Annotated in this window: 18 protein-coding genes; 7 read left to right on the forward strand and 11 right to left on the reverse strand. The window is 55.7% G+C overall.

The window, feature by feature from the left end:
- Nucleotides 1-125 precede the first annotated feature (125 nt).
- The 3 genes from ptsH to crr are packed head-to-tail and all read left to right on the forward strand — an operon-like array spanning nt 126 to nt 2,716.
- A complete protein-coding gene (gene ptsH, locus ACRDCA_RS26725; protein WP_024484477.1) occupies nt 126-383 on the forward strand; it encodes a phosphocarrier protein Hpr in 258 nt (85 codons plus the stop codon).
- Between the two features lie 46 nt (nt 384-429).
- Nucleotides 430-2,157, forward strand: coding sequence for a phosphoenolpyruvate-protein phosphotransferase PtsI (gene ptsI / locus ACRDCA_RS26730; RefSeq protein ID WP_438692211.1), 1,728 nt, complete (start codon nt 430-432; stop codon nt 2,155-2,157).
- 49 nt (nt 2,158-2,206) lie between these two features.
- Nucleotides 2,207-2,716, forward strand: a complete 510-nt coding sequence (crr, locus tag ACRDCA_RS26735) for a PTS glucose transporter subunit IIA (RefSeq protein ID WP_021807057.1) — start codon at nt 2,207-2,209, stop codon at nt 2,714-2,716.
- A gap of 67 nt (nt 2,717-2,783) precedes the next feature.
- On the opposite strand, the gene pgtP is transcribed toward crr, so the two are convergent.
- On the reverse strand, nt 2,784-4,172 hold the full coding sequence (gene pgtP, locus ACRDCA_RS26740; RefSeq protein ID WP_438692212.1) for a phosphoglycerate transporter PgtP: 1,389 nt from the start codon (nt 4,170-4,172) through the stop codon (nt 2,784-2,786).
- Between the two features lie 435 nt (nt 4,173-4,607).
- Between pgtP and ACRDCA_RS26745 the strand changes: the two genes are divergently transcribed.
- Genes ACRDCA_RS26745 through pgtA form a run of 3 tightly spaced genes read left to right on the forward strand, consistent with a single transcriptional unit; the run spans nt 4,608 to nt 9,082 of the window.
- Nucleotides 4,608-5,843, forward strand: coding sequence for an ABC transporter substrate-binding protein (locus ACRDCA_RS26745; protein WP_438692213.1), 1,236 nt, complete (start codon nt 4,608-4,610; stop codon nt 5,841-5,843).
- A complete protein-coding gene (pgtB, locus tag ACRDCA_RS26750; RefSeq protein WP_438692214.1) occupies nt 5,840-7,834 on the forward strand; it encodes a two-component system sensor histidine kinase PgtB in 1,995 nt (664 codons plus the stop codon). Before ACRDCA_RS26745 ends, pgtB begins: the two co-directional genes overlap by 4 nt.
- Before the next feature lie 3 nt (nt 7,835-7,837).
- Nucleotides 7,838-9,082 carry a two-component system response regulator PgtA gene (gene pgtA / locus ACRDCA_RS26755; protein WP_438692215.1) on the forward strand — a complete coding sequence of 415 codons (1,245 nt, stop codon included), beginning with the start codon at nt 7,838-7,840 and terminating at the stop codon, nt 9,080-9,082.
- Between the two features lie 194 nt (nt 9,083-9,276).
- Here pgtA and ACRDCA_RS26760 read toward each other — a convergent pair whose 3' ends face one another.
- The 10 genes from ACRDCA_RS26760 to ACRDCA_RS26805 form a co-directional block, all read right to left on the reverse strand.
- Nucleotides 9,277-10,596 carry an ATP-binding protein gene (locus ACRDCA_RS26760; RefSeq protein WP_438692216.1) on the reverse strand — a complete coding sequence of 440 codons (1,320 nt, stop codon included), beginning with the start codon at nt 10,594-10,596 and terminating at the stop codon, nt 9,277-9,279.
- A 5-nt stretch (nt 10,597-10,601) separates the two neighbouring features.
- On the reverse strand, nt 10,602-11,282 hold the full coding sequence (locus tag ACRDCA_RS26765; protein ID WP_438692217.1) for a response regulator transcription factor: 681 nt from the start codon (nt 11,280-11,282) through the stop codon (nt 10,602-10,604).
- 197 nt (nt 11,283-11,479) lie between these two features.
- On the reverse strand, nt 11,480-12,361 hold the full coding sequence (cysM, locus tag ACRDCA_RS26770) for a cysteine synthase CysM (RefSeq protein WP_438692509.1): 882 nt from the start codon (nt 12,359-12,361) through the stop codon (nt 11,480-11,482).
- Between the two features lie 74 nt (nt 12,362-12,435).
- Complete coding sequence (gene cysA, locus ACRDCA_RS26775; RefSeq protein WP_438692218.1) at nt 12,436-13,524, reverse strand: sulfate/thiosulfate ABC transporter ATP-binding protein CysA; 1,089 nt, start codon at nt 13,522-13,524, stop codon at nt 12,436-12,438.
- Nucleotides 13,514-14,389, reverse strand: coding sequence for a sulfate/thiosulfate ABC transporter permease CysW (cysW, locus tag ACRDCA_RS26780; protein ID WP_438692219.1), 876 nt, complete (start codon nt 14,387-14,389; stop codon nt 13,514-13,516). Before cysW ends, cysA begins: the two co-directional genes overlap by 11 nt.
- Nucleotides 14,389-15,222, reverse strand: a complete 834-nt coding sequence (gene cysT, locus ACRDCA_RS26785) for a sulfate/thiosulfate ABC transporter permease CysT (RefSeq protein ID WP_438692220.1) — start codon at nt 15,220-15,222, stop codon at nt 14,389-14,391. The genes cysW and cysT overlap by 1 nt, the downstream gene beginning before the upstream one ends.
- Entirely contained in the window at nt 15,222-16,244 is a 1,023-nt protein-coding gene (locus ACRDCA_RS26790) for a sulfate ABC transporter substrate-binding protein (RefSeq protein ID WP_438692221.1), read from the reverse strand. The genes cysT and ACRDCA_RS26790 overlap by 1 nt, the downstream gene beginning before the upstream one ends.
- Nucleotides 16,245-16,444: 200 nt before the next feature.
- Complete coding sequence (locus ACRDCA_RS26795; RefSeq protein ID WP_438692222.1) at nt 16,445-17,344, reverse strand: Dyp-type peroxidase; 900 nt, start codon at nt 17,342-17,344, stop codon at nt 16,445-16,447.
- Between the two features lie 160 nt (nt 17,345-17,504).
- On the reverse strand, nt 17,505-18,089 hold the full coding sequence (locus tag ACRDCA_RS26800) for an RpoE-regulated lipoprotein (protein WP_438692223.1): 585 nt from the start codon (nt 18,087-18,089) through the stop codon (nt 17,505-17,507).
- Nucleotides 18,090-18,210: 121 nt separating this feature from the next.
- Nucleotides 18,211-18,675, reverse strand: a complete 465-nt coding sequence (locus ACRDCA_RS26805) for a DUF2919 domain-containing protein (protein ID WP_438692224.1) — start codon at nt 18,673-18,675, stop codon at nt 18,211-18,213.
- Nucleotides 18,676-18,833: 158 nt separating this feature from the next.
- Between ACRDCA_RS26805 and ACRDCA_RS26810 the strand changes: the two genes are divergently transcribed.
- Nucleotides 18,834-19,226 carry a YgiW/YdeI family stress tolerance OB fold protein gene (locus ACRDCA_RS26810; RefSeq protein WP_438692225.1) on the forward strand — a complete coding sequence of 131 codons (393 nt, stop codon included), beginning with the start codon at nt 18,834-18,836 and terminating at the stop codon, nt 19,224-19,226.
- The last annotated feature ends 52 nt before the right edge of the window (nt 19,227-19,278 follow it).

Below are 19,278 nucleotides of genomic sequence, written 5' to 3' on the forward strand. Positions count from 1 at the left end.
GTTTTATGTTGCATCAACGCTCGCCCCTGTACCATAGTCAGGCGCTAACCAGACAAGCTAAAATCACGCCGTTAGGCTAAACTTTAGCTCCACAACCTTAAATCCGATAAGTTGGGGAAACATCAATGTTCCAGCAAGAAGTGACTATCACCGCTCCGAATGGTCTGCACACTCGCCCTGCCGCTCAGTTCGTAAAAGAAGCCAAAGGCTTCACGTCTGACATCACCGTGACCTCCAACGGCAAGAGCGCTAGCGCCAAAAGCCTGTTCAAGCTGCAAACTCTGGGCCTGACCCAAGGAACAGTAGTCACCATCGAAGCCGTTGGTGAAGACGAGCAGAAAGCCGTTGAGCACTTGGTAAAACTGATGGCAGAGCTTGAGTAATCGGCCCGTCTTTTTAGTTAACACCAGTCAAGAGTAAGGTAGGGTTATGATTTCAGGCATTTTAGTATCACCGGGTATCGCTTTTGGTAAGGCTCTCTTGCTGAAGGAAGATGAGATTGTCATCAACCGGAAAAAAATCTCTGCCGACCAGGTAGAGCAGGAAATCTCACGTTTTCTGGCAGGCCGCGCCAAGGCGTCTGCACAGCTGGAAGTGATCAAGACCAAGGCAGGTGAAACCTTCGGCGAAGAGAAAGAAGCGATCTTCGAAGGCCACATCATGCTGTTGGAAGACGAAGAGCTTGAGCAGGAAATCATAGCCCTCATCAAAGACGATCTGGCGTCTGCCGATGCGGCAGCCTACACCGTGATCGAAGGCCAGGCGAAAGCACTGGAAGAATTAGATGACGAATACCTGAAAGAGCGCGCGGCCGACGTGCGTGATATCGGTAAGCGTCTGCTGCAAAACATTCTGGGCCTGGCCATCGTCGATCTGACCGCCATCCAGGATGAGGTGATCCTGGTCGCCAAAGACCTGACACCGTCAGAAACCGCACAGTTGAACCTGGACAAAGTGCTGGGCTTCATCACCGATCTGGGTGGCCGTACTTCCCACACCTCGATCATGGCGCGCTCCCTGGAACTGCCGGCTATCGTAGGCACCAGCGACGTGACTACCCAGGTAAAAAATGACGATTACCTGATCCTCGATGCGGTCAACAACAAGATTTACGTTAACCCGACGGCCGAGGTGATTGAACAGCTGAAAGCGGTTCATACCCAATACGTCACCGAGAAAAACGATCTGGCCAAGCTGAAAGACCTGCCGGCGATCACGCTGGACGGGCATCAGGTTGAAGTCTGTGCCAACATCGGTACCGTGCGCGACGTCGCCGGTGCAGAGCGCAATGGCGCCGAAGGTGTCGGCCTGTATCGTACCGAATTCCTGTTTATGGACCGCGACTCACTGCCAACCGAAGACGAGCAGTTCTCGGCTTACAAGGCTGTTGCGGAAGCTATGGGCTCACAGGCAGTGATCGTCCGTACCATGGACATCGGCGGCGATAAAGACCTGCCGTACATGAACCTGCCGAAAGAAGAGAACCCGTTCCTGGGCTGGCGCGCGATCCGTATCGCGATGGACCGCCGGGAAATCCTGCACGCTCAGCTGCGCGCCATCCTGCGTGCCTCCGCCTTCGGCAAACTGCGTATCATGTTCCCGATGATCATCTCGGTGGAAGAAGTGCGCGATCTGAAAGGCGAGCTGGAAACGCTGAAAGCGCAGCTGCGTGAAGAAGGCAAAGCCTTTGACGAATCCATTGAAGTGGGCGTGATGGTGGAAACACCGGCCGCGGCAGTGATTGCTCGCCACCTGGCGAAAGAAGTCGACTTCTTTAGTATTGGGACAAACGATTTAACCCAGTATACTCTGGCAGTAGATCGCGGCAACGAGCTGATTTCTCATCTCTATAACCCGATGTCCCCATCAGTGCTTGGCCTGATCAAACAGGTTATTGATGCATCTCACGCTGAAGGCAAGTGGACCGGTATGTGCGGCGAGCTGGCTGGCGATGAGCGTGCTACACTGTTGCTTTTGGGCATGGGGCTGGATGAGTTCAGCATGAGTGCGATTGCAATCCCGCGCATCAAGAAAATTATTCGTAATACCAATTTCGAAGATGTGAAGGCATTGGCAGCGCAGGCCTTGGAACAACCAACGGCACAGGATTTGATGAATTGCGTCAATAAGTTCATCGAAGAAAAAACGCTCTGCTAAAATTCCACGACACTGGAACGCCGCCCAATTTAATGCTTAGGAGAAGATCATGGGTTTGTTCGATAAACTGAAATCTCTGGTTTCTGATGACAAGAAAGACATGGGCACTATCGAGATCGTCGCTCCACTTTCTGGCGAAATCGTCAATATCGAAGATGTACCGGACGTCGTTTTTGCCGAGAAAATCGTCGGCGACGGCATTGCTATCAAACCCGCTGGCAACAAAATGGTTGCCCCGGTTGACGGCACCATCGGTAAAATTTTCGAAACCAACCATGCGTTCTCTATCGAATCTGATAGCGGCATTGAGCTGTTTGTCCACTTCGGTATCGACACCGTTGAACTGAAAGGCGAAGGCTTCAAACGCATCGCGGAAGAAGGCCAGCGCGTCAAGAAAGGCGATGTGATTATCGAGTTCAATCTGGCCCTGCTGGAAGAGAAAGCCAAGTCTACCCTGACTCCGGTGGTGATCTCCAACATGGACGAGATCAAAGAGCTGATCAAACTGTCCGGCAGCGTCACCGTTGGCGAGACTCCGATCATCCGCATCAAGAAGTAATCGCGGTTCGATCGTAAAAACGGCGCCTCTATCGGCGCCGTTTTTTTATCGACTGACAACCTGAAGGTTACTGCGCTACCAGCGGCTCGGCTTTCAGCTCTTCCCGCTGTTGCTGTCTTTCACGCTCCAGCTCCAATACGCCACGGTGCGACAGATAGCAGAACAGGATGCAGCAGACAACGCCGCCCATCAGCAGATAAAAGCCGCCGTGCCATCCCATCTGATCGACCATCACACCAAACAGGCTGGTGCCCAACGTCGCGCCAAAGATATAGCTCATAAAGCCACGCAGGCCGACGGCGGAACCAACAGCAAAGCTGGGAACGATCTCCATCGTCTGTACTGAAGCCAGGAACTGAGGCACGTAGATCAGACAACCGACGATGGCGGCAAAGATGGTGACCATCAGCAGCGAGTCACTCTTCCAGTAACCGATCAGACAGATGAAAATCATCACCATGCAGATCATCGCCAGCGGCATGCGGCGTCCTTTGAACAGCTTATCCGACAACCACCCAGCCAACAGTGTGGAAGGGATCGCCGCCCATTCGAAGAACAGAAACGCGATGCTCATCTGCTCTTTCGAGAAATGCTTTTCGGTGAGCAGGTAGATAGGTAACCAGCTGATCATGCCAAAGCGCACCATGTAGACAAATACGTCCACCAGCGATACATACCAGGCATTTTTATTACGCAACACATAGGTGCAGAAAATCTGGAAAGCGCTCATGTTCTCCGGCGCCTGCTCCTGCACACCCGGTTTCACCTTGATGGTTTCTTCCGGCATCATCTGCTCTAAAGCCGGCAGGCCTTCATTGCGCGGGGAACCTTTACCCAACCATAGCACCACCAGCGCAAACAGCACCGCGACCCCGGCAGGGACGATATAACTGGCACTTTGCCAATGCTCACTGCCTAACACCGCAAAAGCTACGCCGACGATGGGAGCTACAACCCCACCACCGATATTGTGGGAAATATTCCAAAATGCGCCCACACGCCCCCGCTCACGGCGCGGGAACCAGTTGGCGATGGTAATGAACGACGGGCCAACCCCCATTCCCTGGAACAGGCCGTTGAACACCACCAATGCGGCGAAGACCCAGAAAGCGGTACTGAACCCTAACCCGACGTTGACGATGGCACAAAGCACCAGGCCGCAGGCCATAAACACCTTGGGATTGGCCTTATCGGCCAGGCTGCTCATGACGCCTTTGCTGATGCCGTAGGCAATCAACATACAGCTGCTCAACATGCCGATCTGCGTCGCACTCAGGTCCAGATGCTCTTTCAGGTAGGGCGTTGAGAGTGTGAAGTTGTTGCGCACAATGTAATAGGCCAGATAACCCAAAAAGACGCTCAGTAACGCCTGCATACGATAACGCTGGTAGGTTGCCTGCACCTGTTCTGACGGCACACGCTTCGCCGCCGCGCCAGGTTTTAATAATGAAAACATGTTTTTCCCCTGTGAGGTTTTCCGTACTGGATCGATATTTGATATTTATTAATAACGCTCGCAACGAATGGTGTAATTAATCCATTAATAAGACAACCCCGATAATATGTGTCAAAATTGACTCAAACCCAGATCAAATAAGCTCATTTTTGACCCATCAATTAATTAACCAAAATCCTCTCCCGTTGTCAGAACGCCACAGCGCTGGGGCTACACGCCCAACGCTCCCATGAGTGATGATGTTTTTGAAGGCGTTAACAGTATTGAGCGGCTTTCGATGGTAATATTCTGACTTCATCAACGTTATAACCCCGGCCAAGGCTCATTGGTTGGCGACAAATACTTTTTGTCCCAAATGTTTTGTGGGTTATTTTTATCGTTATGCTGATTTTATGAATAAGATCACAAACGATGAGGTCGAGGGAGAGTTTTATTATGCGTATCACGCTCATTTTTACGGCAATGGCCTGCTTGCTGTTATCCACTGCTGCCTGCGCTACCAGAAATGAACTGGTGATGGCCACCACCTTCTCACCAGAGGCGACCGCCTACATCATCAGCCGCTGGCAAGGTCAGCCCCAGTCGGTGGTGATCCGCACGCTGAACCGTACCAGTTCCTCTCTCGAACAGTTGCTCGACAGCACTGGCAGTGACAACGTCGATCTGGTGTTGACCTCTTCCCCCATGCTGCTCCAGCACCTGCAACAGCATCAGCGCCTGGCCAACTATGAGGGTGCCCCAGAGCACTCACAGCGGCTGGTGCCTGAACCGATCCGTCATACCGCCGTGGCGGTGGCTATTTCGGGTTTTGGCCTGCTGATTAACCGCACCAATCTGACAGAAAAGCGGCTCCCATTACCCACCAACTGGGACGATCTGACCGATGCCCGCTACCAGGGCGCTTTGCTGATGAGCAGCCCTTCCCGCTCGGATACCAGCCATCTGATGGTCGAGTCGCTGTTGCAACAGCGGGGATGGCAATCGGGTTGGCAGACGATGCTGTCGGCGGCCGGTAATTTGATTACCATCTCCTCACGCAGCTTCGGCGTGGCGGACAAAGTCAAAAGCGGCCTGGGCTCCGTTGGGCCAATTATCGACAACTACGCCAATCTGCTGCTCGACGATCCGCATCTGGGCTTCCACTATTTCCCACAGGCAGCGGCCTCACCAACCTACATTGCCGTGACCAGCAACAGCCATTACCCCGCCGAGGCGAGGCGCTTTATTCAGTTTCTGCTCAGCCCGCAAGGGCAGCGGGTCCTGGCCGATACCAGTACGGGAAAATACCCGGTGGTTCCGCTGCCGGCCGACAACCCACGTTTCACACAGCAGCAGAAACTGTTACAGCAGCCACCGCTGAATTACCCCCTGATCCTGCAACGTCAGCGCCTGGTGCAAAAGCTGTTTGATACGGCCATCAGTTTCCGCCTGTCCCAGCTCAAGGACGCCTGGAAAGCGTTGCATGGCACAGAGAGCCGTCTCAAACGGCCTTTGCCGGAGATCCGCGCGTTGCTGACCGCCATTCCGGTTACCCAGGCCCAGAGCGAAGATCCGCTGTACCTTAAACAATTTACGTTGCGTAGCGAGAGCGAACAGCAGGTGATGGAATGGCAGCTGTTCTTTCAGCAACAGCAGAGAAAGGCCATCAAGGCATTGGAAGAGTTGAAATGAGCCGTTTTTTGCCACGCTTTTTCAAACGCCTGACCCTCAGCGCCTGCCTGCGGGGAGCATTTCTCACCGGCGCGTTGTTGACGCTGATCGTCAGCGGCGTCAGCCTGTACTCCTGGCATGAGCAAAGTTCACAGATTCGCTATGCGCTGGATGATTACTTTCCGCGTATCCAATCCTCGTTTGTGATCGAAAGCAATCTGAATACGCTGGTCGATCAACTGAACGAATTTTTGCAGGCTGCCAATACCAATGCCCGCCTGCAATTGAGAAATCAGATCGTCAGCCACTTGCAGCAAATCGAGCAGGCCAGCATGCAGTTGGATAACCCCGAGCGCCAGCAAATCCAGGCGACGCTGGCAGAGAGCCGCCAATTGCTGAGCCGATTGGACAATGCCCTGTACAACATGTTTATCGCCGGGGAAAAGGTCAATGAGATCGCCGCACGCATCAGTTGGTTACATGATGATTTCACTACCGAACTGAATTCACTGGTACAGGATTTCAGTTGGCAGCAGGGAGCATTGCTCGATCAGATGGAGACCAGTTCTGCTCAGGCGCTTCCCCGCTTGCAGGCCAGCTTGCGCGAGGTGCAGAGCGAGCAGCAGCAGGTCTATGCTCTGGCACGCATCGAGAACCAAATCGCCGATGCCCTGCGCGATCGTCTCAGCGAGCTGCAATCCGGCGGGGAAGAACACACCTCGGTCGCTGAGCATGTGCGTTATCTCGCCTATCTGCAAAAAACGGCGAATGAAAATATGCAGGGATTACAGGCCCATCCCAGTACCATTACGCTGCGGCAAACTATCGACGAGCTGCTGGAAACCGGCATTGCCGAAAACAGCATGCCTGCGGCGATGAAGGACTATCTCCAGGCTCGGCAGGCGCTGACGCAAGCCACCCAGGCCAAGGAAGCCACGCTTGCCCGCTTCCGCACGCAATTGGAAGCGCAACTGAACAACAGCCACCGCCAGATGCAAACCTTTAACCACCGCCTTGAGCAGATCATCCGCGTCAGCGGCAGGTTAATTGTCATCGCTACCCTGCTGGCGATGTTATTGGTGTATTTGCTCAATCACTACTTTATCCGCTCCCGTCTGGTCAAACGCTTTACCCTGCTCAACCAGGTGGTGGTGCGTATCGGCCTTGGGGAAACCAATGCAGCGATCCCGGTTTACGGTGGCGATGAACTGGGCCGTATCGCACGCCTGCTGCGGCGCACCTTGGGCCAGTTGAATCAACAAAAGTCCCGGCTGGAGCAGGAAATCACCGAACGTAAGGGTATTGAGCAGCATTTGCGTGCGACGCAGGACGAGCTGGTGCAGGCCGCCAAACTGGCCGTGGTGGGACAGACCATGACCACCTTGGCCCATGAGATCAACCAGCCGCTCAATGCCCTGTCGATGTACCTGTTTACCGCGCGACATGCAGTCGATAAACAGCAGCCCGAGGCGGCTACCCTAGCCCTGACCAAAGCCGAAGGCCTGATTGGCCGTATGGATGCCATTATCCGCATGCTGCGTCAATTCACCCGGCGAACCGAGCAGGATAGCCCTTCTCAGCCGGTCGATTTGCGCCAGTCATTACTTGTCGCCTGGGAGTTACTGGCTTTACGCCACCAACCATTGCAGGGAGAGTTGCGGCTAGCGGAAGGTGCCCCATACGTACTTGGTGACGAGGTACGCATTCAGCAGGTGTTGGTCAATCTGATGAGCAACGCGCTGGATGCCTGCCAGGAGCGGCCGCAATTACAGGTTAGCTGGCAGCGCTGCGCAACGGGATGGCAGATCATGCTGTGGGATAACGGGCCAGGCTGGCCGTTAGCGCGGGCTGAATCGTTACTCAAACCGTTCACCACCAGCAAATCGGTGGGCTTGGGGATTGGCCTGTCGATTTCGCTTTCGCTGATGCAGCAAATGGGGGGCAGTCTGCATCTGGCCTCAACGTTGACGCAGAACGCCTGCGTCGTTTTACAGTTTCAACCGGTGGATTGAACCATGCTAAACCCACAAGCGCATATTTTATTAATCGACGACGATGCCGATGTCCTGGATGCCTATACCATGATGCTCAACCAGGCGGGCTACCAGGTTCAGGCTTGTAATAATCCGCTGATGGCACAGGAAATGCTCGGTAACGAGTGGCCAGGGATCGTGATCAGTGATGTCTGCATGCCCGGCTGTTCAGGCATCGAACTTATGGCGCTACTGCTCGCTCACGATGCTTGTTTGCCGGTGTTGTTGATCACCGGCCATGGCGATGTGCCGATGGCGGTTGATGCGGTGAAAAAAGGAGCCTGGGACTTTCTGCAAAAACCGGTCAACCCGACCCGGCTACTCGAACTGGTCGGCTCCGCGCTGGCGCAGAGGCGCTCATACATTGCCCGCCGTCATTGGCAACAGGAACAGTTGCAGACCCATCTGATTGGCCGCAGTGAATGGATAAAGCAGCTACGGGTGCGTTTGCAGCAGGTGGCCGAAACCGATTTGGCGGTTTATCTGCAAGGCGAGTTGGGGGTTGGCAGGACTTTGGCCGCCCGCAACTTGCACCGTATGAGCCAGCGCAGCGAGCAACCGTTGATCGTGGGAGAGTTAACGCCGGGGGGAGAGGCACCGTTAGACCACTGGATAGAGCAAGCCAGCGGCGGGACGCTGGTTTTACGTCACCTTGAACACCTGTCTATTGCCCAGCAGGCGCGGTTGATCCAGCTGCAGGGACAAGATCCACAGCCCTTCCGGCTGATCGGTATTGGAGCCTCACCACTGGTGGAATTGGCCGCCGGGCATACTCTCCTGCCCGATTTCTATTACTGCTTCGCCATGACCCAAATCGCCTGTCTGCCGCTTACCCAGCGCCCTGACGATATAGAACCGCTTTTCAGACACTATCTGCAACAGGCCTGCCTGCGCCTTAACCATCCGTTGCCAGAGCTGCCGGCCGAGCTGATTAAACGCCTGGTAAAAAGGGTATGGCCCAATAACGTACGCGAGCTGGCTAATGCCGCCGAGCTGTTTGCCGTCGGGGTGATGCCACTGGCAGAGACCGCCAATCCGCTGCTACACGGGTCCGATCCCGCGCCGCTGGATCAACGCATCGAAGATTATGAGCGGCAGATCATTACCGAGGCGCTGAACCTGCATCAGGGGAGGATTAACGAGGTGTCCGAGTACTTGCAGATCCCGCGCAAGAAGCTCTATCTGCGGATGAAAAAGTACGAGCTGGATAAACAGCATTACCGTTGAGTACCCCCTCACCCTAGCCCTCACCCATAGGGCGAGGGGACCGATCGAGCGTGTTTGAAACAGTCGAGGCTCACCTTGGCTAGAGGTGATCGAGTTTGCTTAGGTGATCTCTTTACTTCCAAAAGTGCAGGGCTATCAGCTCCCTCTCCCTGTGGGAGAGGGTTGGGGTGAGGGGCTGAACAGCCATCGAGAACTCAGGTCCAGCGCGGTACCCGCAGCGTGATCACCAGACCACCCTGCTCGCCATTATGCGCCTCAACCTGCCCACCATGGGCCAGCACCACTTTACGGGCGATCGCCAGGCCCAGGCCGTAGCCCTTGCCAGACATCGCCGATTTCACCCGGACAAAGGGATCAAAGATGCTGGAAAGCTTCGACTCCTCTACGCCCGGCCCTTGATCGCTGACCTGGATCTGGAACGACTGGTCGATGCGCGTCAGCGCCACCGTAACCCGCTGGCCGTGGCTGGAAAAACGCAGGGCATTGCGCACAATGTTCTCCACCGCCCGACGCATCAATTCTGCATTGCCTTTCACGGTGTACTCCACATCGGAGCTGGCCTGCAAAACGATCTCTACCCCGGGAATTTGCGCCTCGTAGCGCGCATCATTGACCACCGCCTCCACCAGCCCATAAAGATCGAAATACTCTTCATTGTCCGGCAAGCTGTTGTTCTCGGTGCGCGACAGCGCCAGCAGTTCGCCGATCATCTTGTCCAACCGCCCGGCTTCGTGCTCAATCCGCTGTAACGAGTTCTCCACGTTGCTCGGATTTTGCCGCCCCAGGCCGATAGCCAACTGCAAGCGGGCCAGCGGCGAGCGCAACTCATGGGAGACATCATGCAGCAATTGCTCGCGAGCGCTGACCAACACCTCCAGCCGCTCTGCCATGCTATCAAAGTCACGTGCTACCTCGGAAAGTTCGTCATGCCGCCGCCGCATCGCCGGGAACAGCCGTACCGCCAGATCGCCCTGCGCCACCCGCTCAAAACCGGCACGCAGTTGGCGCATCGGGCGCGTCAGGTTCCAGGCCAACATGGCGCTGAACAACAACCCCCCCAGCCCACCGACCCATACCATGGGTTCTGGAATGTTCAGCAACCGCCAACGCTTGGCTGGCCGATACTCGGCCCGCAGCCCTTCCACATCGTAGCTCAGCAGATAGCCCTGGTTGTCCGCCCCTTTGACCCATTCCACTATCTTGGTTGGTCGTTCCGCTGCTTTGCTTTGCTCCGGCTCCTCAGCCGGAGGTTGGGCCGCTGGCGTAACGCTAAAGAAGCGCCGCTCAACTTCGGGCCAGTCTTCAACCATCGCGTTCAAGGCAGGCATCCCGCCGCTGTGTAACACCGAAGCCGCAGAGGTCAGTTGCAGATTGACAATGCGCCGGGCCATGCTGTTTTCCGGCGATTCATGGCGATTACCATAGAACGCGAACGTCACCCACAGCGCCTGGGTCATAATGATAAACGTCAGCCAGAAACCGAGCAGTATTTTCCAGAACAGTCTTCCGCGCATCGGCATTACCTGATGCGGTAACCGATACTGCGCACGGTTTCAATGCTCAGTCGGTTATTCGTTAGCGCGCCCAGCTTCTGGCGGATATTGCTGATATGCACGTCCACGCTGCGATCGTAAGCCTCGCGCGGTCGCCCCAGCCCTTTCTCTGACAGTTCATCCTTCGAGACCACTCGTTCAGGCGAACGCAGCAGCAGCTCCAGCAAATTGAACTCCGAGGCGGTGAGATCGAACGCCTTTCCTTGCCATGCGCTGCTGCGGGTGGACGGGTTGAGCGTCAATTCGTTAAAGCTCAGAACAGAAACCTTATCCACCGCTTCCGGCTGCTCTTCAAACCGGCGCAGCACCGCGCGCAGGCGAGCTACCAGTTCACGCGGGTAACAAGGTTTGGGCACATAGTCATCCGCCCCCATCTCAAGACCGATCACCCGGTCGATATTGTCGCCCTTGGCCGTCAGCATAATGATCGGCAAGCGGCTCTTTTTGCGTACCTCGCGCAGCACGTCAATGCCGCTCATGTCCGGCAACATGATATCGAGGATCATCGCGGTATAATCGCCAGAAAGCGCCCCATCCACCCCGGCCTTGCCGGTCAGCACCAGAGACGCGTTGAATCCTTCAGCCGTCAGGTATTCGCTCAGCATGGTGCCAAGTTCCAGATCGTCATCGACCAATAAAATTTTCATGCTCACTCCTTCGCTGATTTACCGCCATTTTCGCGTCTATTGCCCCGCAACGCAGCCGGTTTTACCTAATCCTTACAATATGCGAACGCTGGCAGAAAATCGAATTGGAGACACTGGGAAGAGGGTCGGATAAAAGGCGAGAAGGGTATTAGAAAATCGGTAGTGGAGTGAATATGCCGCTACCGATGATCGCTCGGCTATGAAAATACGCCGGTAGACAGATAGCGGTCACCGCGATCGCAAATAATGGCGACAATGACGCTACCAGGATTGGCCGCAGCGATGCGCAACGCACCGGCTACGGCTCCGCCGGAGCTGACGCCACAGAAGATACCTTCCCGCTGTGCCAACAGGCGCATGGTCTGTTCCGCTTCACTCTGTGCCATATCCAGCACCTGATCCACCAGCTCAGGGCGAAAAATGCCCGGCAGATAGGCCGGTGACCAACGGCGGATCCCCGGAATGCTGCTGCCTTCAGCGGGCTGTAATCCGATGATCTTCACCTGCGAACTTTGGCTTTTCAGATAGCCACCAACGCCGGTAATGGTGCCGGTGGTACCCATGCTGGAAACGAAATGGCTGATGCGGCCTGTGGTCTGTTGCCAGATTTCCGGCCCGGTGGTGGTGAAATGTGCGTAGGGATTATCCAGATTGTTGAACTGATCCAACACCTTGCCCTGCCCCTGCTGCTGCATCTCCAGCGCCAGATCACGCGCCCCTTCCATCCCCTGTTCGCGGCTGACCAGGATCAGTTCGGCACCATAGGCACGCATCGCCGCCTGGCGTTCCATGCTCATGTTTTCCGGCATCAGCAGCTTCAGCGTGTAGCCTTTCATCGCACAAATCATCGCCAGCGCGATACCGGTATTGCCGCTGGTAGCCTCGATCAGCGTGTCGCCCGGCTGGATTTCACCGCGCAGTTCCGCCTGCTGGATCATCCCCAACGCGGCACGATCCTTGACCGAACCCGCCGGATTGTTTCCCTCCAGCTTGACCCAGATTTCACTGTCCAGCCCCTCGGCCAGTCTTTGTAGTTTTACTAGCGGTGTATTACCGATGCATTGTTCCAGCGTGGTCACAATCATTGCCTGCATATCATGTAAAAAGGCAACCCAAAGGTTGCCTTAAAATGGGAGTAATGGGTTAGAAACTATCAGGCGCTTTTCGCTAACGCAACCGGTTGTAACAATTGTTCACCGGCGTAGAGGCGCGCATTCAGGCTGCCAACGTAGTAACGGTCACCGCGAACCGGTGTAACATGACTTTCCGACATAATTACGCTAATGGGTTCCTGATGCCAACCAATCGGCTGTACGGTCAACTGCCAGAAATGACCACGCGGGCTGACTTCCAGTACCTGTACCGGCAATGGGCAGCGGGTGCTGCAATCGGTGCCGATCTCCATTTCCCACGGGCGCAGGAACAGATCGACACTGCCCTGGTGCATGGGCTGGAACGACAGCGGCCATTGGTGAGCGCCCACAAACAGCTGGGAACCGCGGATTTCGCCGTTCAGGCGGTTCACTTCGCCCATAAACTCCAGCACGAAACGGGTAGCCGGCTCGCGCATGATCTCGGTCGGTGACCCTACCTGTTCGATATTTCCCTGGCTCATCACCACGATACGGTCGGCGACTTCCATCGCTTCTTCCTGATCGTGGGTGACGAACACGCTGGTGAACTTCAGTTCTTCGTGCAGTTGACGCAACCAGCGGCGCAGTTCTTTACGCACCTGAGCATCCAGCGCACCAAAGGGCTCATCCAGTAACAGGATTTGGGGCTCGACCGCTAACGCTCGCGCCAAAGCCACACGCTGCTTCTGGCCACCGGAAAGCTGTGACGGATAGCGGTTAGCCAGGTGGCCCAACTGCACCATCTCCAGCAACTGTGTGACTTTCTGTTTGATCGCTGCCGCATTCGGACGTTCACGGCGTGGCAACACGCTCAGGCCAAAGGCGATATTGTCGAATACCGTCATATGGCGGAACAGCGCATAGTGCTGGAACACGAAACCGACACGGCGGTCACGCGCATGCACGCGGCTGACATCGGTGCCGTGGAAGCCCAGCTTACCGCTGCTCTGGCTTTCCAGCCCGGCGATAATACGCAGCAAGGTAGTCTTGCCCGAGCCTGACGGACCTAACAGCGCCACCATCTCACCGGAGGGAATATCGAGCGAGATATCGTTCAATACCTTGGTACGACCAAAAGACTTGTTGATACCACTAATCTCAATGCTCATGATTTTCCTCCCGCTCAAGACGCGCATCCTGACGCGCCAGGCGCCATTGCAGTCCGCTTTTCAAAAATAGGGTGACGATCGCCATCAGGGTCAGCAGTGCCGCTGCGGTAAATGCCCCGGCGGTGTTGTAATCCTGATGCAGTAATTCCACTTGCAGTGGCAAGGTATAGGTTTCGCCACGGATAGAGCCAGACACCACCGAAACCGCACCAAACTCGCCAATCGCGCGGGCATTGGTCAGCACCACGCCGTACAGCAATGCCCAGCGGATGTTTGGCAAGGTGACACGGCGGAACATCTGCCAGCCGGAAGCGCCTAACAGCACTGCAGCTTCGTCTTCCTGGCTGCCCTGGCTCATCATCAGCGGCACCAGTTCACGCACCACAAATGGGCAGGTGACGAATATGGTTACCAACACCATGCCCGGCCAGGCGAACATCAGTTGAATGTCGTGGGCATCCAACCAGCCGCCGATCGGGCCGTTGGTGCCGTAAAACAATAGATACAGCAGCCCCGCTACTACCGGCGACACCGCAAACGGCATATCGAACAGCGTCAGCAGCAGTTGGCGGCCTGGGAAGGTAAAGCGCGTGACCAGCCAGGCCAGCAAAGTACCGAATACCAGATTGACCGGCACGGTGATCAACGCCACCAGCACCGTCAGCCAGATGGCGTGCAGCATGTCCGGATCCGACAGGTTATGCCACACCGCGCCCACACCGGAGGAGAATGCCTCGATAAAGATCATCACCATCGGCACGACCAGCAGCAGGATGGAGAACAGCGCGCCAATGGCGATCAGCGTCCACTTACCCCAATTCACGTGTGGGCGCGCTGCGCCGTTCAGAGCGGTAACATCAGCCATCAGTGACCTCCAATACGGCGGCCAAAGCGGCTCTGCAAGGTGTTAATCGCAAACAGCAGCAGCAGCGATGCCGCCAGGATCACTGAGGCAATCGCACTGGCTGCCGGATAATCGAATTCCTGTAAGCGGACAAAAATCATCAAGGACGTCACTTCGGTTTTCCAGGCGATATTGCCGGCGATAAAAATCACCGCGCCAAATTCCCCCAGGCTGCGGGTAAACGACAGCGCCGTACCCGCCAACAGCGCGGGTGCCACTTCTGGCAAAACCACGCGGCGGAAGCTCTGCCAGCGGGTCGCCCCGAGCGTTTCGGCGGCCTCTTCATATTCCGGCCCCAACTCTTCCAATACCGGTTGCACCGTACGCACGACGAAAGGAATGCTGGTAAAGGCCATCGCTACCGCGATCCCCAACCAGGTGAATGAAACCTTGATATCAAAATGCGCCAGCCATTGGCCGTACCAGCCGGTGGTCGAAAACAGCCCCGCCAGCGTCAGACCGGCCACCGCCGTAGGCAGCGCAAACGGCAAATCCATCAGGCCATCCAGCAAGGAGCGGCCAGGAAACTCGTAACGCGTGAGGATCCAGGCCATCAACATGCCGAATACCGCGTTGAAAATACTGGCAACCCCTGCCGCCAACAGCGTCACTTTATAAGCGGCCACCACCTGTGGGTTGCTGATCACTTCCCAATACTGTGCCAGGCTCATCTGCGCCAGCTGCATCACCAGCGCGCTGAGCGGCAACAGCAAAATCAGGCAGGTGAAAAGCAGGCTGCTTCCCAGACTGAGAGTGAACCCAGGCAGAACCCGCTTGCTGGCCATCGAAAACATTACTTATGCCCTGCCGCTAACAGTTGATCCAATTCACCACCGGTTGCAAAGTGGGCAGTCATTACCTGCGGCCAGCCGCCGAACTGATCTTCCACGCTGAACAGTTTTGTCTCTGGGAACTGGCCTTTGGCCGCCGCCATCACCTGCGCGTCATTAACGCGATAATAGAAGCTGGTGATCAGTTTCTGCGCCGCCGGGCTGTAGAGATAGTTCAGGTACTCTTTGGCCACCTGCTCGGTGCCATTTTTCTCGACGTTTTTGTCAACCCAGGCTACCGGGAACTCCGCCAGAATATCGACCGGCGGGACGATCACTTGATACTTGTCTTCACCGTACTGTTTGCGGATGTTGTTCACTTCTGACTCAAAGCTGATCAGCACATCGCCCAGGCCACGTTCGACGAAGGTCGTCGTTGCACCGCGACCACCGGTATCGAACACCACCACGTTTTTCAGGAAGCGGGTCATGAACTCACGGGTCTTGGCCTGATCGTTGCCGTCTGCCTGGCTGGCAGCGCCCCAGGCGGCCAGATAAGTGTAACGGCCGTTACCAGAGGTTTTCGGATTCGGGAATACCAGTTTCACGTCATCACGCACCAGATCGCTCCAGGTGCGGATCCCTTTCGGGTTGTCCTTGCGCACCAGGAAGGCCATGGTGGAGTAGAATGGAGAGCTGTTGTTCGGCAGGCGTTGCTGCCAATCTGCCGGGATCAACTGGCCACGATCGTGCAGGATTTGCACGTCGCTGACCTGGTTATAGGTGACCACGTCGGCACGCAGGCCCTGCAAAATCGCCAGCGCCTGTTTGGAAGAACCGGCGTGGGACTGCTTGATGGTCAGTTTGTCGTTTGGATGCTGCTGATCCCACTGCTTTTCAAAGCCAGGGTTGAGCGCAGAAAACAGTTCGCGGGAGACGTCATAAGAGCTGTTGAGCAATTCTGCCGCCGAGACCGTGCCACTGGCTAACAATGCCGCCACCAGCCAACCTTGCAACAGCGTATTTTTTACCCGGGAATGTTTCATTCTGCACCTTATCACTGAGTCTTGCCGCCGGGCTTACGCCCTGATTATGACCAGTGTATTTATAACTTGATGCAGACCTGTAACGCTTTTATATACCGTTTAGTGATTTTCAAGCATCAAACGCTATAAGGCAGGAGGGGAGCGGTTCACCGCAGAGGAAGGGGAAACCGGAACCAGCGGAACTGGCCCCGGGCGAGGCATCAAAGCGACATCAAACGCGTCAGCGAAGGTGCAAAGTAGTAACTGCCGGTCACCGCACGGCTGAAACGCAGCATCGCATCATGCTTGCCGTCCAGCTCACCAAACATGCTTAACAGCTGCTGTTCGATGTTATGCAGACGGGCACAATAGGCGATGAAATACAGGCCATGTTTGCCGCTGGCGGTGCCATAAGGCAGGCTCTGGCGCAAAATCTTCAGCCCTTTGCCGTCTTCTTTCAGATCGACACGGCTGACGTGCGAGGTATCAGGCCGTTGCTCCGGCGGCAGCTCTTCGCTGTCGTGCTTGGTGCGGCCAATGATCTGCTCTTGCTGCTCGGTAGTGAAACGCTGCCACTGGCGCAGGTTGTGCTCGTAACGCTGTACCAGCACGTAGCTGCCGCCTTCGTCTTCTTCGCCTGCGCCAATCACCGCCACTTCTGGGCGCTGTTCGCCCTGCGGGTTTTCGGTGCCGTCGATAAAGCCGCTCAGATCGCGCTCTTCTACCCAGCGGAAACCATGAGTTTCTTCTTCAATGCGAATGGTATTGCCAAACGTGGCCAGAGCGGCCTGCGCCAAAGTGAAGTTGACGTCATGACGCAGCGATTGAATATGGATCAGCATATCGCGTTGGGTGGCCGGTGCCAGCCCTTTGCCCAGCGGTGCGAAAGGCTTCAGCTCTTTGGCACCCTGACCGTTGGAAAGGTCATGCCAAACGTCGGAACCAAAAGCAATCACCGCCCCTAAATGCGCATCTGGAAACTGTTGCTGCAACTCGCCGAGCACCTGACAAAACTGTTTGCAACCCTGGCGCAGATCGACGAATTCGCCCTGCACCATCGCTTCCATAAAAATGCCAAAACGGCAGTGTTCCAGCAGGATGCCGCTCTGAACCTGTGTCATGTTGTTGTCCTCAAGACCTGAATCGGGTAACAGGTTTCCCTGTTATAAACGCGCAATAGCATAACGTATCGCAGGCTGATTGCCTTGCCCGAACGCAAAGAAAATAGGGTTTTAGCTCCGGGATGTACAGGCACACCGGCTGGTGCGCCTGCAATGAGAATTATTGCGTTTTGGCATGCCAGATGATTTTGCTCACCGTCCAGCTTTGCAGGGTATCATCCGGTGGGATCAGATCTTGCGGGCCAGCCCATTTGCCACTGAAGATATAGCTGACATTACGGCTTTGCTCCGCCACGCACTCGACCTTGCCGGCGTCCTCGCCCTCCGCTGGTCGACAGGCACCGTAGGCCTTTGTGAACAGTTCGCTAAACGGCGTGCCCAGTTTGCTGCCCCATTCGGTGGCGATCTTGGCGTCCATTACGTCAACACGCTGCACGTGGCCTTTGGGCTCCCCGGTGATCACCAGCTTTACATCATCGCCATCCAACGCCTGGAAGTAGGAAACTATCTGGCCCTGATTGGTCGCCATCCCACCACGCATGCGGTAGTTGTTATTCAGGCCCTGACCAATCGCCGCCTCTGTCATGGGGGTACCGGCCCCCACATCACCGACGCCTTTAGCGCTGACCTGTACGCTGCCGCCAAACCAGTTGAACGGCGACAGGCTGGACCAGGAGAAATTCGACATGGCCGAACAGCCGGTCAACAACAGCGGTAGCCCTAACAGCAGTGGGCGAATATTCATTCATAGCTCCTTAACATCAAACACATCGGCGATGTTGCAGCCTCTCATAACCGCTGAGGCTGCGCCATCAATTGCCAGATTGGAGTGCGTAAATTGGGAAAAGTGCCGCAGTTTTTAACAATTAACCAGCCTCATCCTGCGGGATAAAACAGGCTCGCAAACGCCGATTCACTAACAGATACCCCATCGCCAGCACATCCAGCAGCGCCAGCAACAGATCCAGCGGAGGCTCATTACTGTCTTGCTGCCACAGGCTGTAAAGCGAACCAAGCAGCGCCGCTGCCAGCGAAATCACCAGCACCCAACGCCAACAGCGCCACAGACGGGGCCAGTGCTGGCGGCGACCGCCAATCAGAAAAGCCAACGCCGCCGGTAATCCCAGCAGCATACCGTACCAAAAACGCTGGCTATCCGGGTAAAACAGTTGCAACAGGCCGCTGCCCTGATCGCGGGAGGTTCCCGCCATCACAAACAATAGCCAGGTGCGAGCCTGCAAGATCAGTACGCCCCAAAACCACAGCGGCAACCGTAGCATACCGTGCTGATCGTAATCGTCCGGTGAAAACCGGTGTGTTGACGCCTTCAAACGCTGTTCCTTGCCGATGTTATGATTACCCTTGCAAATGGCGGCAACGATCCCCAATTTCAATATCCAGCTTAAGAAGCTCTTAAGATCCTTATGGTTTAATCAGGCTATCTCCCGCTGACGGGAAATCATTCAGACCACTGATAAGGAAGACTCAGATGAAAAAGATCGCTTTACTCACCCTCATCGCATTATGCAGCGCCCCCGTTCTGGCTCAACAAGGCGGGTTCCTGGATCCTAACGCGCAGCAAACCCAAACCACAACGCAAGGCGGCTTTTCCGGCCCAAGCGCCGCGTTGACCACGGTAGATAAGGTCAAGTCGCTGAGCGATGATACCTGGGTGATGTTGCAGGGCAACATCGAACAGCGTGTCGGTGATGATACCTACACCTTCCGCGACGCCACCGGTACGCTGACAGTCGAGATCGACAGAAAGCGCTGGAATGGCCAGACCATCACCCCGAAAGACAAAGTACAGTTGGAAGGGAAAGTGGATAAAGACTGGAGCAACGTGGAAGTGGATGTGAAAAACATCAAGAAACTGCCTTAATTCTCCCCCTCACCCCAACCCTCTCCCACAGGGAGAGGGAGCTGATTCGGAG

The organism is Serratia sp. (in: enterobacteria), from assembly GCF_051654945.1.
Taxonomy (GTDB): Bacteria; Pseudomonadota; Gammaproteobacteria; order Enterobacterales; family Enterobacteriaceae; genus Chania.

Excerpts from the sequence above, each read along its gene's own strand:
- ptsH (WP_024484477.1), top strand. The coding sequence starts at position 126 with ATGTTCCAGCAAGAAGTGACTATCACCGCTCCGAATGGTCTGCACACT.
- ptsI (WP_438692211.1), top strand. The coding sequence starts at position 430 with ATGATTTCAGGCATTTTAGTATCACCGGGTATCGCTTTTGGTAAGGCT.
- crr (WP_021807057.1), top strand. The coding sequence starts at position 2,207 with ATGGGTTTGTTCGATAAACTGAAATCTCTGGTTTCTGATGACAAGAAA.
- pgtP (WP_438692212.1), bottom strand. The coding sequence starts at position 4,172 with ATGTTTTCATTATTAAAACCTGGCGCGGCGGCGAAGCGTGTGCCGTCA.
- ACRDCA_RS26745 (WP_438692213.1), top strand. The coding sequence starts at position 4,608 with ATGCGTATCACGCTCATTTTTACGGCAATGGCCTGCTTGCTGTTATCC.
- pgtB (WP_438692214.1), top strand. The coding sequence starts at position 5,840 with ATGAGCCGTTTTTTGCCACGCTTTTTCAAACGCCTGACCCTCAGCGCC.
- pgtA (WP_438692215.1), top strand. The coding sequence starts at position 7,838 with ATGCTAAACCCACAAGCGCATATTTTATTAATCGACGACGATGCCGAT.
- ACRDCA_RS26760 (WP_438692216.1), bottom strand. The coding sequence starts at position 10,596 with ATGCGCGGAAGACTGTTCTGGAAAATACTGCTCGGTTTCTGGCTGACG.
- ACRDCA_RS26765 (WP_438692217.1), bottom strand. The coding sequence starts at position 11,282 with ATGAAAATTTTATTGGTCGATGACGATCTGGAACTTGGCACCATGCTG.
- cysA (WP_438692218.1), bottom strand. The coding sequence starts at position 13,524 with ATGAGCATTGAGATTAGTGGTATCAACAAGTCTTTTGGTCGTACCAAG.
- cysW (WP_438692219.1), bottom strand. The coding sequence starts at position 14,389 with ATGGCTGATGTTACCGCTCTGAACGGCGCAGCGCGCCCACACGTGAAT.
- cysT (WP_438692220.1), bottom strand. The coding sequence starts at position 15,222 with ATGTTTTCGATGGCCAGCAAGCGGGTTCTGCCTGGGTTCACTCTCAGT.
- ACRDCA_RS26790 (WP_438692221.1), bottom strand. The coding sequence starts at position 16,244 with ATGAAACATTCCCGGGTAAAAAATACGCTGTTGCAAGGTTGGCTGGTG.
- ACRDCA_RS26795 (WP_438692222.1), bottom strand. The coding sequence starts at position 17,344 with ATGACACAGGTTCAGAGCGGCATCCTGCTGGAACACTGCCGTTTTGGC.
- ACRDCA_RS26800 (WP_438692223.1), bottom strand. The coding sequence starts at position 18,089 with ATGAATATTCGCCCACTGCTGTTAGGGCTACCGCTGTTGTTGACCGGC.
- ACRDCA_RS26810 (WP_438692225.1), top strand. The coding sequence starts at position 18,834 with ATGAAAAAGATCGCTTTACTCACCCTCATCGCATTATGCAGCGCCCCC.